12 protein-coding genes are annotated in these 12,581 nt (G+C 73.7%); 6 read left to right on the top strand and 6 right to left on the bottom strand.

Going from position 1 to position 12,581, the window contains the following annotated elements:
• Positions 1–36: 36 nt before the first annotated feature.
• Positions 37–612: an RBBP9/YdeN family alpha/beta hydrolase gene (locus tag OF852_RS09570; RefSeq protein ID WP_271118938.1), complete on the bottom strand. Its 576-nt coding sequence runs from the start codon at positions 610–612 to the stop codon at positions 37–39.
• Positions 613–729: 117 nt separating this feature from the next.
• On the opposite strand from OF852_RS09570, the gene OF852_RS09565 reads away from it, so the two are divergent.
• Positions 730–1,278 carry an acyl-CoA thioesterase gene (locus OF852_RS09565; RefSeq protein ID WP_271118937.1) on the top strand — a complete coding sequence of 183 codons (549 nt, stop codon included), beginning with the start codon at positions 730–732 and terminating at the stop codon, positions 1,276–1,278.
• 135 nt (positions 1,279–1,413) lie between these two features.
• On the top strand, positions 1,414–1,908 hold the full coding sequence (locus tag OF852_RS09560) for a hypothetical protein (RefSeq protein WP_271118936.1): 495 nt from the start codon (positions 1,414–1,416) through the stop codon (positions 1,906–1,908).
• Between the two features lie 168 nt (positions 1,909–2,076).
• On the opposite strand, the gene OF852_RS09555 is transcribed toward OF852_RS09560, so the two are convergent.
• A complete protein-coding gene (locus tag OF852_RS09555; RefSeq protein WP_271118935.1) occupies positions 2,077–3,672 on the bottom strand; it encodes a phytoene desaturase family protein in 1,596 nt (531 codons plus the stop codon).
• A gap of 104 nt (positions 3,673–3,776) precedes the next feature.
• Here OF852_RS09555 and OF852_RS09550 point away from each other — a divergent pair, with 104 nt between their 5' ends.
• From OF852_RS09550 to OF852_RS09540, 3 genes are read left to right on the top strand one after another with little or no spacing between them, the layout of a single operon-like run.
• Positions 3,777–4,601 carry an amino acid ABC transporter substrate-binding protein gene (locus OF852_RS09550; RefSeq protein WP_271118934.1) on the top strand — a complete coding sequence of 275 codons (825 nt, stop codon included), beginning with the start codon at positions 3,777–3,779 and terminating at the stop codon, positions 4,599–4,601.
• A gap of 9 nt (positions 4,602–4,610) precedes the next feature.
• Positions 4,611–5,273, top strand: a complete 663-nt coding sequence (locus tag OF852_RS09545; RefSeq protein WP_271118933.1) for an amino acid ABC transporter permease — start codon at positions 4,611–4,613, stop codon at positions 5,271–5,273.
• Complete coding sequence (locus OF852_RS09540; protein WP_271118932.1) at positions 5,257–6,051, top strand: amino acid ABC transporter ATP-binding protein; 795 nt, start codon at positions 5,257–5,259, stop codon at positions 6,049–6,051. Before OF852_RS09545 ends, OF852_RS09540 begins: the two co-directional genes overlap by 17 nt.
• A 24-nt stretch (positions 6,052–6,075) precedes the next feature.
• On the opposite strand, the gene OF852_RS09535 is transcribed toward OF852_RS09540, so the two are convergent.
• Both OF852_RS09535 and OF852_RS09530 read right to left on the bottom strand, forming a co-directional pair.
• The gene (locus OF852_RS09535; protein ID WP_271118931.1) at positions 6,076–6,561 is read right to left on the bottom strand and encodes a MarR family winged helix-turn-helix transcriptional regulator; all 486 of its coding nucleotides are present in this window, start codon (positions 6,559–6,561) and stop codon (positions 6,076–6,078) included.
• A gap of 159 nt (positions 6,562–6,720) precedes the next feature.
• Positions 6,721–7,632, bottom strand: a complete 912-nt coding sequence (locus tag OF852_RS09530) for a LysR family transcriptional regulator (protein ID WP_271118930.1) — start codon at positions 7,630–7,632, stop codon at positions 6,721–6,723.
• 152 nt (positions 7,633–7,784) lie between these two features.
• Between OF852_RS09530 and OF852_RS09525 the strand changes: the two genes are divergently transcribed.
• Positions 7,785–11,333 carry a bifunctional proline dehydrogenase/L-glutamate gamma-semialdehyde dehydrogenase gene (locus tag OF852_RS09525; protein ID WP_271118929.1) on the top strand — a complete coding sequence of 1,183 codons (3,549 nt, stop codon included), beginning with the start codon at positions 7,785–7,787 and terminating at the stop codon, positions 11,331–11,333.
• Between the two features lie 79 nt (positions 11,334–11,412).
• Here the strand turns inward: OF852_RS09525 and OF852_RS09520 are convergent, their stop codons facing one another.
• Together OF852_RS09520 and OF852_RS09515 are read right to left on the bottom strand one after the other, a co-directional pair.
• Positions 11,413–12,012 carry a hypothetical protein gene (locus OF852_RS09520; RefSeq protein ID WP_271118928.1) on the bottom strand — a complete coding sequence of 200 codons (600 nt, stop codon included), beginning with the start codon at positions 12,010–12,012 and terminating at the stop codon, positions 11,413–11,415.
• Positions 12,013–12,041: 29 nt separating this feature from the next.
• Positions 12,042–12,404, bottom strand: a complete 363-nt coding sequence (locus OF852_RS09515; protein ID WP_271118927.1) for a GntR family transcriptional regulator — start codon at positions 12,402–12,404, stop codon at positions 12,042–12,044.
• Positions 12,405–12,581: the final 177 nt, after the last annotated feature.

Here is a 12,581-nt window from a genome sequence, read left to right as displayed (position 1 = left end):
CAGGTGGAGAACCTGTGGATAACCGCGCCCGCCGACTCAGGCCGAGAGCGCGACGAGCACGGCCGGGAGCTCCGTCCAGCCCTCGCGATCCACGAAGTGGCCGGCGCCGGGCACGACCTGCGTGCTCGCGCCGAGCCGCGTCTCCATTCGCTCGCTGAACTCCGGCGGCACCGTCGCGTCGTCATCGGAGTGGATCGCGCGGATCTCGCCCGCGACCTCCCGGATCCTCGCGACCTCGGCATCCGACAGGCCCGCCGCGAGGTAGTCGTCGAGCGCCGGCAGCGTCGGCACCGGCTCGATCGTGCCCGCCACGAGCACCACGCCGCCGATGCGCGAGCCCGCCGACAGGGAGGCGACCCAGCGCAGCGCCGTGATCGCGCCGAGGCTGTGGCCGACGATCCACAGCCCCTCCGAGGCGCCGCCGAGCGACTCGGCGGCGGCCGCCACCGCATCCCCCCAGGCGCGCACGTCCGGGTGGTCGGAGTCCGGCAGCGGCACCACCACGGCCTCGGCCCCCGCCTGCTCGGCCTCCGCGGCGAGCCACGGGAACCAGTGCTTCGCGGGGGAGGCGGTGTAGCCGTGCACGACGACGAGACGCTCGGGGAAGCTCACACGACGACGCTAGTCCTTGTCTGCACCGCACAACCCGACCCGCGTCACACGCCGACGCATCCGGAGACGACCGACAGGGATGCGGCCCCCGGCGCGAGGCGGGCGTAGCGTCGCCGCGTGGACATCCTGCTGCGGGCCGCCCGCTACCTCCGCATCCGCGTCTCGAAGGCGCCCTCGCTCGAGCCGACCGATGTCGGCCGGATGAGCTTCCGCGTGCAGCTCAGCGACCTCGACGAGCTGCGGCACATGAACAACGGCGTGTACCTCTCCACCATGGACCTCGCCCGCGTCGACCTCATCTCGCGGACCGGCATCTGGGCGCGCATGCAGGAGCACGGCGTCTACCCGGTCGTCGCCGCGCAGACCATCAGCTACCGGCGCTCCCTCGAGCTCGGGCAGCGCTACGACATCGAGACGCGCATCGTCGGCTACGACGCCCGGGCCGCCTACCTCGAGCAGCGCTTCGTCGTCGACGGCGAGATCGTCGCGCGCGGGTACGTCGCGGGCCGGTTCCTGCGGCGTCGCGGCGGCGTCGTCTCCATGGAGGAGCTCGGCGAGATCACCGGCGTGGATGTCACGGCGCACCCGGTGCCGGACTGGATGCGGGAGTGGGCGGCGGCGGTCGCCCTCCCGTCGCGGAAGGCGAGCGCGCCGAGCGAGTGGTGAGGGGCGCCGCAGCGACTCGGTGTCGGCGCCTGATGCCAGCCTGATGAGGTGAGTGGTGGGACCGCGATGCATGCCTGGGGCGACGAGAGTGCTCGCACCCCGCGGCATGCCGAGCCCGCGTATCTCCTCGGCGCGGTGATCGCCGATCCCGAGGCCTGCGACGACTACCGCGACCGGCTGCGTCAGCTGCAGACGACGCGTTCCAAGCTCCACTGGAAGGATCTCGACCGCCGTCACCGCGACCGCGTCGTCGAGACGATCGCCGCGTTCGGGCTCGATCACCTCGTGATCGCCGCGACGCCGCTGGAGCTCAGGAGGCAGGAGCGTGCTCGCGCGCTGTGCCTGGAGCGCCTCGCCTGGGAGCTCGGCACGAGCCACGGCGTCACGCAGCTCGTCCTCGAGGCGCGGCCCGAATCGCTCATGCGCCGCGATGTGCGCACCATCGACACGCTGCGCTCGAAGCGGGCGATCCCGGCCGACCTCCGCGTCGACCACGGGCTCCCTCGCGAGGAGCCCATGCTCTGGATCGCTGACCAGGTGCTCGGCGCACTCGGTGCGTCGATCGTCGGCGAGGACCGGTGGTACACGGCGATCCGCGATTCGATCGAGGTCGTGCGGATCGACGTCTGAGAAGCGCGAAAGCCGGGTCCCGTCAAAGGGCGGGGATCCCGGCTTCTACTTTCCTGCTCCCAGCGGGAGTGGACCCCCTCAGGATACGGCAGTGCCCTGCTCTTGACCAGCCGGCATACGAGCGTCTCGAGACGCGTGCGCTCTGCGACGGGCAAAAGGGGGAGGCGGTCAGCCCGCCTGGAGGAGCGCCATCGCCGCGTTGTGGCCGCCGAGGGCGCTGACGGCGCCGCCGCGGCGGGCGCCCGAGCCGCAGAGCAGCACCCGCTCGTGCGCGGTCGCGACGCCCCACTGGCGCGCCGGGGTGCCGAGATCCGCGTCGTCCTCGACGAACGGCCACGAGAGCGGCCCGTGGAAGATGTTCCCGCCCGGCATCCGCAGCGCCTCCTCGAGGTCGCGGGTCGTCTTCGTCTCGATGCAGAGGCGACCCTCCGCGTCCTTGCGCAGCAGCGGCTCGACGGGCTCGCCGAGCACCGAGTCGAGGGAGGCGAGCACCTCGCGCTGCAGCCGCAGCCGGAACGCGTCCTGATCGGGGGCGGCGAGCGCGAGCCGGTCGGGCACGTGCAGGCCGAAGACGGTGAGCGTCTGCGCCCCCGAGGCGGCCAGCTCGGGCGGCAGGATCGACGGGTCGCTCAGCGAGTGGCAGTAGATCTCGGCCGGCAGCGGGTTCGGGATGCGGCCCGCGCTCGCGGCGTCGTGCGCGGCGCCCAGCTGGGTCCAGGTCTCGTTGATGTGGAAGGTGCCGCCGAAGGCCGCGGCCGGGTCGACGTCCTCGCGGAGGCGGGGGAGGCGCGAGAGCAGCAGGTTGACCTTCACCTGGGCGCCCTCCGGCCGCGCCGCAGCCGGGTCCGGCTCCTCGCCGAGCAGCCGCGCGAGCTCCGCGGGGGCGACGTTCGCGAGCACGTGCCCCGCGCCGATCCGCACGTCGTCGGCGTCGTCGTCGCCGAGCCGGACCGCGACCTCCCCGTCCGGGTCGATCGCGGTGACCTCCGCATCCACGACGATCTCGGCGCCCGCGTCGACGGCCGCGCGCCAGAGGGCGCCGCTGACCGCGCCCATGCCGCCGACCGGCACATCCCAGTCGCCCGTCCCGCCGCCGATCACGTGGTACATGAAGCAGCGGCTCGCCGCGAGCGAGTCGTCGACGTTCGGCGCGAAGGTGCCGATGAGCGCGTCGGTGAGGGCCACGCCGCGCACGAGGTCGCTCTGGAAGGTGCGCTCGATGGTCGCGCCGATCGGCTGCTCGACGAGCTCCTCCCAGATGCGGTCGTCGCCGAGGAGGCGGCGCGCCTCCGAGCGGGTCGCGAGCGGCTCCGTGGTGCTCGGGAACAGGGCGCGGGCGAGCCGCCCCGTGCTCTCGCCGAACTGCTGCCACGCGGCGACGTCGGCGCCCGCGCCCACCGACCAGAAGGACTCGGCGGTCGCCGCCGGGTCGCCGTGGTCGACGAGCAGGCCGCCCTCGCCGCCCGGCACGGGCGTGTAGGACGAGTAGCGCCGCCGGACCAGGCGGATGTCGAGACCGAGATCCCGGATCACCCGCTCGGGCAGCATCGAGACCAGGTAGGAGTACCGCGAGAGCCGCGCCCCGGTGCCGGCGAAGGCCTCGGCGCTGACGGCCGCGCCGCCGGTGTGCCCCAGGCGCTCGAGCACGAGCACGCTGCGCCCCGCCTGCGCGAGGTAGGCCGCCGCCCCGAGGCCGTTGTGGCCGCCCCCGACGATGACCGCGTCGTAGCGGCTGCGGCTCGGACGTCGCGGGCTCGGGCTCATGGCGCGAGCGTAACGCCTCGTCATGCGCGAGCGGCGGGCGCGCGGTTCCGCCTACCCTCGTGGAGGCCGTCACGAGCGGCCCCCACTCCACAGGAAGATCCGCCATGAGCCTCAGCGCCCGCCTCCGCCCCGTCGTCATCGCCGCCGCCGCGGCCTCCGCCCTCGCCCTCGCCGGCTGCGCCGGCGGCGGCTCGGGATCCGAGGGCAGCGCGAACGGCACGGGCGGGCTGACGCTCGAGCAGGTGCAGGACGCCGGCAAGCTCGTCGTCGCGACCGAGGGCACCTACCGTCCCTTCAGCTTCCACGAGGGCGGCGCGGGCGACCTCACCGGCTACGACGTCGAGGTCATCGAGGCCGTCGCCGAGAAGCTGGAGGTCGAGGTCGAGTTCCAGGAGACGCAGTGGGATGCGATCTTCGCCGGCCTCGACGCGGGCCGCTTCGACCTCATCGCGAACCAGGTCTCCATCAATCCGGAGCGAGAGGCGAAGTACGTCTTCAGCGAGCCGTACACGGTCTCGCCCGGTGTGCTCGTGGTGCCCGACGACTCCGACATCGCGGGGTTCGAGGACCTCGAGGGCCGCAGCTCGGCGCAGTCGCTGACGAGCAACTGGTACGAGGTCGCCGAGGGCTACGGCGCGAAGGTGGAGGCCGTGGAGGGCTGGGCGCAGGCGGTCGAGCTCCTGCGCGCGGGCCGCGTCGACGCGACCGTCAACGACGAGCTCACCTTCCTCGACTCGGAGAAGAACGGCGACGCGGAGGGCATCCGCATCGTCGCCGAGACCGACGACCCCTCGCTCAGCGCCTTCGCGCTCCGCGAGGGCAGCGACGACCTGGCCGCCGCGATCGACGAGGCGCTCGCCGAGCTCCGCGCCGACGGCACCCTCGCCGAGATCAGCGAGAAGTACTTCGGCGCCGACGTCACCGAGTAGCCTCCGGGGATGGACTGGCAGCTCGTCTGGGACTCGCTCGGGCCGATCGCCCTCGCCGGCGTCCTCGGCACGATCCCGCTGAGCCTCGCCTCCTTCGCGGTCGGCATGGTCCTCGCGCTGCTCCTCGCGCTGGCGCGGATGTCGCCGATCCTGCCGCTGTCGCTGGCATCCCGCTTCGTCATCTCGCTCGTGCGCGGCACGCCCCTGCTGCTGCAGCTCTTCATCGTCTTCTACGGGCTGCCGCTCATCGGGCTGAAGCTCGAGCCCTGGCCGAGCGCGATCCTGGCGCTGTCGATCAACGTGGGGGCGTACGCGGCGGAGGTCGTGCGCGCCTCGATCCTGTCGGTGCCGGCCGGGCAGTGGGAGGCCGGGTACACGGTCGGGATGTCGCGGGCGCTGACCCTGCGGCGGATCATCATCCCGCAGGCGGCGCGCGTGTCGGTGCCGCCGCTGTCGAACACCTTCATCAGCCTCGTGAAGGACACCTCGCTCGCATCCCTCATCCTCGTGAACGAGTTGTTCGCCGAGGCGAGGAAGATCGCCGCCTTCAGTCAGGAGTTCCTCGTGCTCTACGCGACGGCGGGCCTCGTCTACTGGGTGATCTGCCTGGTGCTGTCGACCGCGCAGGTGCGCCTCGAGAAGCGATTGGACCGCTATGTCGCGCACGCCTGAGCCCGCCGCGGTGCCCGGGGCGGCGCCTCGGCTGACGGTCGCCGGCCTCCGGAAGTCCTTCGGGTCGAACGAGGTGCTCAGGGGCGTCGACCTGGAGCTCGAGCGCGGCCGGGTCCTCGTGCTGATCGGACCGTCCGGCTCGGGCAAGACGACCGTGCTGCGCTCCCTCAACGCGCTCGAGGTGCCGGATGCGGGCGTCGTCGCGATCGACGGCGAGGCGATCGACTTCGGGGCGCCGGCGTCGGCCCGGGTCCGCGCCGAGCAGCGCGCGCGGCTGCGCGACGCCTCCGGCATGGTGTTCCAGCACTACAACCTCTTCCCGCATCGGACCGTCCTGCAGAACGTGACCGAGGGGCCGGTCGTCGTCCAGCGGCGGCCGCGCGAGGAGGCGGAGCGGGAGGCGCTCGCGCTCCTCGAGCGCGTCGGCCTCGCCGAGAAGCGGGATGCCTTCCCCTTCGAGCTCTCGGGCGGCCAGCAGCAGCGGGTCGGCATCGTGCGGGCGCTCGCGCTCAAGCCGCGCCTGCTGCTCTTCGACGAGCCGACCTCCGCCCTCGACCCGGAGATCGTCGGCGACGTGCTCGCGATCATGTCGGAGCTCGCGCGGGAAGGGTGGACCATGGTCGTCGTCACCCACGAGATCGGCTTCGCGCGCGAGGTCGCCGATGAGGTGCTCTTCCTCGACGGCGGGGTCATCGTCGAGCGCGGGGCGCCCGCCGAGCTGCTCTCGGCGCCGCGCGAGCCGAGGACCCGCGCGTTCCTCGAGCGACTGCTGCACTAGCGCCGTCGCGCGTCGACGCGGACGTCAGTCGGGGGCGTCGAGCAGCTCGCACACCGCCGGGTCGAGCGTGTCGAGGACCCGGCGCGAGGCCCGTTCCATGACCTCCAGCTCCTCGGGGGTCAGGAGGTCGAGGTAGAGGCGCCGCACATCGGCCGCGTGCCCGCGGATGGCGTGCAGGATGGTGCGCCGGCCCTCGAAGGTGAGCCCGATCCAGGTGGCGCGCGCGTCGTCGGCGCAGTCGCTGCGCTCGAGCAGCCCCCGCGTCTCCATGCGGGTGACCTGGTGCGACACGCGGCTCTTCTCCCAGGCGAGGAGCGAGGCGAGCTCGCCGACCCGCAGCTGCCGGTTCTCGGCGTTCCAGATGGTGACGAGCACGCTGAAGTCGGCGTGCGAGATGTCCGAGTCGCGCTGCAGCTGACGGTCGAGTGCGCGCGCGAGCTGGCCCTGCATCGACAGGAAGCTGCGCCACGAGGTCCATTCCTCGGGCCCGATGCCTGTCGCGTCGACCATGCGGTCAGTGTACGGGCGCTCCGACGCCTGTCGCCCGACGTGCCGGCGGTCGGACGGCGCGGACTCAGGAGCGCCCGGGCGGAGATCTCGGGGGATGCCCGTGCTCCCGGCGCACGCGGCGGTCGGGGCGACGGCGCTCCTGAATCCGCGCCAGGTCGATCAGCCGAGGAGCGCGTCCCTGACCGGTGCGCGCCGCGACGCCTCCACCGCGTCCGCGAGGATCCCGCGCACGGCCCGGATCGCGGCCGAGTCCCGGCCCGCCCGCCGCGCCGAGGTGAAGACGGTCCGCCGCGGAGCGCCCGCCAGCTCGACGAGGTGCACGCTCGGCGCTCGCCCCGCCCAGACGAGGTCGGGCAGCAGCGCGACCGCGTGGCCGGCCTCGATGAGCCGGATGTGGGCCTGCAGGTCGGCGGTCTCGAAGCGGACGTCGGGCTCGAAGCCGGCGACCCGGCAGGTCTGCTCCGCCCAGTGGCGGGAGGCGGTGCCGCGCGGCTCCATCACCCACGGCAGGCGCGCCGCCGCCTCGAGCGAGTCGATCCCGGCGGGCGCGCCGAGTCGGATCGCGTCGCCGACGAGCGGCTCGCGGTCGAGCTCGGCGAGCCGCGGCGCCGCGTGGTGCGGGTACTCCTCGGCGATGACGAGATCGAACTCGCGGGCCCACACCGCGGCGAGCGCCGTCTCGGGCTCGTGCTGCGTGACCTCGACGCGGAGCTGGGGATGCCGGGAGCTGAGCAGGGTGAGCGCTCGGGGGACGATGCCGAGCGCCGCCGACTGGAAGACGGCGAGGCGCACGGTGCCGGCCACCGCATCCCGCACGCCCGCGAGCTCTGTCTCGAGTCGCTCCATCTGATCGAGGAGCCGCTCGGCGTGCGCGACGACGAGCTCGCCCTCGGCGGTGAGGCGGACCCGCCGCCCCGACTTCTGCAGCAGCCGCGTGCCCGCCTCGCGCTCGAGCTGGGCGAGCTGCTGGGAGACGGAGGAGGGGCTGAACGCGAGGTGCTCGGCGACGGCCGCGATCGTCCCGAGGCGCGCGAGCTCGCGGAGCAGGCGCAGCCTCCGCAGGTCGAGCACGGCATCCCCCGATCGTTCGGTTCCTCCGACGATTATCGTGCAGGATTCATCGCTGTTCCCGGCGGATCCGAGACGCGACACTGGTGCCGTCCCGGCCGATGCCCAGGTGTCGGCGCCGAGCCAGAGGAAGCCCGAGGCCTATCGTGGTGAGCATGTCGTCCCCCGCGACCGAGGAGCAGGAGCCCGAGGGCAGCGCTCCCGAGAACCCCGAGAACCCCGCCCCCGAGACGCCCGCCGCGCCCGCCACGCAGCCCGCCGCCGGCCTCCCCGACGCGCGCGAGGTGATCGAGCTCGTGCGCCGCTGGCTGGCGCGCAGCCGCGACCTCCCCGTCGACCCGGGCGCGACGCGGCTCGCGGGGGTCCTCAAGGACCCCGACGGCCTCGACTTCACGCTCGGCTTCGTCGACCGCGTCGTGCGTCCGGAGGACCTCGGCGTCGCCGCGCGCAACCTCGAGGAGCTGGCCCGCCGCACCCCCCGCTTCCTGCCCTGGTACCTGCGCGCGGCGATCGCGCTCGGCGGCGCGTTCGCGCGCATCCTGCCATGGCTCGTCATCCCGATCTCGCGGCGCGTGCTCCGCGGCATGGTGGAGCACCTCGTCATCGACGCGACCCCCGCGAAGCTCGACACGACCCTCGCCGCCCTCCGCGCCGACGGCCGCCGGCTCAACATCAACCTCCTCGGCGAGGCCGTCCTCGGCGACGGCGAGGCCGACCGCCGCCTCGCCGGCACGATCGACCTGCTCGGCCGGGACGACGTGGACTACGTGTCCGTCAAGGTCTCGGCCGTCGCCTCCCAGCTCAGCATGTGGGGCTTCGACGAGACCGTCGACCGCGTCGTGCAGCGCCTGCTCCCGCTCTACGGCGCCGCCGCCCGGGCGCGCACCCGCACCTTCATCAACCTCGACATGGAGGAGTACCGCGACCTCGACCTCACGATCGCGGTCTTCACGCGCCTGCTCGAGAAGCCCGGGCTCGAGGACTTCGAGGCCGGCATCGTCCTGCAGGCCTACCTCCCCGACTCCCTCCAGGCGCTGCAGCAGCTCACCGCCTGGGCGCGCTCCCGGCGCGCGGCCGGCGGCGCCGCGATCAAGGTCCGCATCGTGAAGGGCGCGAACCTCGCGATGGAGCGGGTGGATGCGGCCGTGCACGGCTGGCCGCTCGCGACCTGGGGCTCGAAGCTCGAGACCGACGCGCACTACAAGCGCGTGCTCGCCTGGCTGCTCACCCCCGAGCGCACCGACGCCGTGCGGGTCGGGATCGCGGGCCACAACCTCTTCGACCTCGCCTTCGCGTGGCTGCTCGCGCAGCGTCGCGGGGTGGAGTCCCGGGTCGAGTTCGAGATGCTCCTCGGCATGGCGACCGCGCAGGCGGAGGCGGTGCGCCAGGACGTCGGCGGGCTCCTCCTCTACACGCCCGTCGTGCACCCGCACGAGTTCGACGCCGCGATCAGCTACCTCGTCCGCCGCCTCGAGGAGAACGCGAGCGAGGAGAACTTCATGTCGGGGGTCTTCGACCTCACGAGCGACGAGGCGATCTTCCGGCGGGAGGCGGAGCGCTTCGCGGCCTCCCTCGACGCCCTCGACGCCCGCGTGCCCGCCCCGAACCGCACGCAGGATCGCCTCTCGCCCGGCGTTCCGTCGGCCCCCGCCGACTTCGAGAACGAGCCGGACACCGATCCGGCGCTCGCGGCCAACCGGGCCTGGGGACGCGGCATCCTCGAGCGTGCCCGGGAGTCGCGCATCGGGATCGAGACGATCGAGCGGGCGGCCGTGGGGGATGCGGCGGCGCTCGGCGAGCGGGTGCGCGCCGCCCGCGCGGCCGGCGTCCGCTGGGGCGCCCGCCCCGCCTCCGAGCGCGCGGAGCAGCTCGACCGCGTCGGCGAGGTGCTCGAGGCCTTCCGCGGCCGTCTCGTCGAGGTCATGGCCGCCGAGACCGGCAAGACCATCGCCGAGGCCGACGTCGAGGTGAGCGAGGCCGTCGACTTCGCCCGCTGGTATGCCGCCCGCGCCCGCGAGCTCGACGCGATCGAGGGCGCCCGGCACGTGCCGGACGCGCTCACCGTCGTGACGCCCCCCTGGAACTTCCCGGTCGCGATCCCCGCCGGCAACGTGCTCTCGGCGCTCGCCGCGGGCTCCGCCGTCATCCTCAAGCCGGCCGGCCAGGCGCGACGCTGCGGGGCCGTCCTCGCGGAGGCGATCTGGGAGGCCGGCATCGACCGCGAGACCCTCACCCTCGTGCAGCTCGGCGAGCGCGAGCTCGGCCAGGAGCTCATCACCGCGCCCGAGGTCGACCGCGTGCTCCTCGTCGGCGGGTCCGAGACGGCGGAGCTGTTCTCCGGCTGGCGCCCGCAGCTGCCGGTGCTCGGCGAGACGAGCGGCAAGAACGCGATCGTCATCACCCCGAGCGCCGACCTCGATCTCGCGGTCGCCGACCTCGTCAAGAGCGCCTTCGGCCACGCCGGCCAGAAGTGCTCGGCGGCGTCGCTCGCGATCCTCGTCGGCTCGGTCGGCCGCAGCGAGCGCTTCCGGCGCCAGCTCGTGGATGCCGTCTCCAGCATCCGGGTCGGGTCGCCCTTCGAGGCGGACACCCTCATGGGCCCCGTCATCGAGGAGCCCCAGGGCAAGCTCCGCCGCGGCCTCACGACGCTCGGCGAGGGCGAGTCGTGGCTCGTCGAGCCGCGGCAGCTCGGCGAGGATCCGCGCCTGTGGAGCCCCGGCGTGCGCGACGGCGTGCGGGCGGGCAGCGAGTTCCACCTCACGGAGTACTTCGGGCCGGTGCTCGGCATCATGACCGCCCCGACGCTGGAGGCGGCGATCGCCCTCCAGAACGGCACCGACTTCGGGCTGACGGCCGGCATCCACTCGCTCGACCCGCACGAGGTCGCCGTCTGGCTCCGCTCGGTCGAGGCCGGCAACCTCTACGTCAACCGCGGCACGACGGGCGCGATCGTGCGCCGGCAGTCCTTCGGCGGCTGGAAGCGCTCCGCCGTCGGCGCGGGCGCGAAGGCGGGCGGCCCGAACACGCTGCTCGTGCTGGGCGGCTGGGAGCCCGAGTGGGAGGCGCCGGGCGGCGCGCTCGGCAACCTGCGGCTCGACGGGCTGGACGAGGATGTCGCCGGGCTCATCGCGGCCGCGCAGCCGGCCCTCGACTACGAGGCCTTCGCGCGGGTCCGCCAGGGCGCGCTGAGCGACGCGGCCGCCTGGGAGTCCGAGTTCTCGGTCTCGCGCGACAGCGCCGCGCTGGGCGTCGAGCGGAACGTGTTCCGCTACCGGCCGGCGGAGGTCGTGGTGCGGCTCGGCGAGGGCGGCGAGCTGGGCGAGCTCGTGCGCGTGCTCGCGGCGGGCGTCCTCTCGGGGGCGCGTCTGCAGGTCACGAGCGCGGTGCCGCTGCCGAGCGGGCTGCTGCCGTACCTCTCGGGGCCGGCGCCGCTGCTGCGCGGCGCCTCCCTCGCGACCGAGTCGGACGCCGCCTTCCTCGCGCGCGTGCCGGCGGAGCGCCCGGAGCGCATCCGTCTCGTCGGCGGGGATGCGGCGGCGGTCCGCGAGGCGCTCGCGGGCTCGATCGACACGGCGGTCTGGGCGGGGCCGGTGACGCCGGCGGGACGACTCGAGCTGCTGCCGTTCCTCCGCGAGCAGGCCGTGTCGGTCACGGCGCACCGCTTCGGGAACCCCGACCCGCGGATGGCGGCCCTCGCCGTCTGAGGTGGGTTTCTCCGCATTCGCCGCACGGATCCGCGCGGCAGATGCGGAGAAACGCACATCTCGGCGGGGATGCGGCGACCTAGCGCCCGAGCAGCGCGTCCAGCCCGACGGCCATGGCGGCCGCGAGGCGGTAGTCGACGCGCTCGTCCGGCACATCGACCGTGTAGCGGTCGCGCAGCGAGAACTGGCGCTCGCTCGACATCACGACGCGGCCGCTCGTCTTGTCTGTGAAGTCGAAGTGGAAGGAGAAGGGGAGGTCGACGAAGCGGCGGATGAGCGCGATCGCCTGGTTGCGCTCCTGGCCGTAGGCGTCGATCCCGGGGCCTGCGAGGTGGAAGCTGGAGCGCAGCAGGCTGGCCGTGAAGTCCTTCTGGAACCAGCCGAGCGCCACGCCCTGGCCGTCGGTCACGTCGTAGATCGCGGCGAGGTCCATGACCTGGCGCGCCCGGAAGGAGAAGACGGGCTGCGTGCGCTGCTCGTCGGCGTAGAAGGTCACCTGCTCCTTGAGGGCGAAGCGCTTCTGCTGCGCCATCCCGATGATGCGGCCCTCGGAGCCGTCGGGGTTCGCCGCTCGGATCTCGTAGCGGTTCACGCCGAGGGTGATGCGCTGCTTCACGAAGAAGCGGGGGAGGTGCTGGGGGGCCCGCGCCGGGGCCGGGGGGACGTTCGCGTCGGTCACGTGCCGAGCATAGGGGAGCTGAGCGCTGCTCAGGCGCTCCCCTCCAGGGCGGCGCGCACGAGCTCGGCGGCGTGCTCGGGGGCGACCCCCGCATCCCGCGCCTGCTGCGCGTAGGCCTGGGCGGCCTCCTCGAGCCGGCGCTCGGCCGCATCCGTCGACCAGGCGACGATCGTGCCGCCGCGGCCGCGCGTCTCGACCGCACCCGCCTGCTCGAGCTCGCGGTAGCTCCGCGCGACGGTGCCCGGGGCGAGGCCGAGCTCGGCCGCGAGGGCGCGGACCGAGGGGAGGCGGGTGCCGCCCGCGAGCGCACCGTCGCGGATGCGCGCGAGCAGCTGCTCGCGCAGCTGTGATGCGGCGTTCGGGGAGCCGGGGTCGATGCGGATGCCGTCCACGCTCGAACGCTACCCCGACTGCTCGGGGACCCGCGCTCAGATCACCCCCGAACTGGGCCCTGTCCTCCATTGTGCGGACAGCGATCTGTACCCCATACTGGTCTGCGGGGAGTGACCCACATCGCCCCGACATCGATCGAACCCGAACCTCGATCGACGTCAATTACCACAACAGCC

Origin of the sequence: Homoserinibacter sp. YIM 151385 (genome assembly GCF_027912415.1) — a bacterium.
Lineage (GTDB): Bacteria > Actinomycetota > Actinomycetes > Actinomycetales > Microbacteriaceae > Schumannella.
The sequence above is the reverse complement of the archived record's forward strand: the minus strand, read 5'-3'. Positions and strand labels throughout refer to the sequence as shown.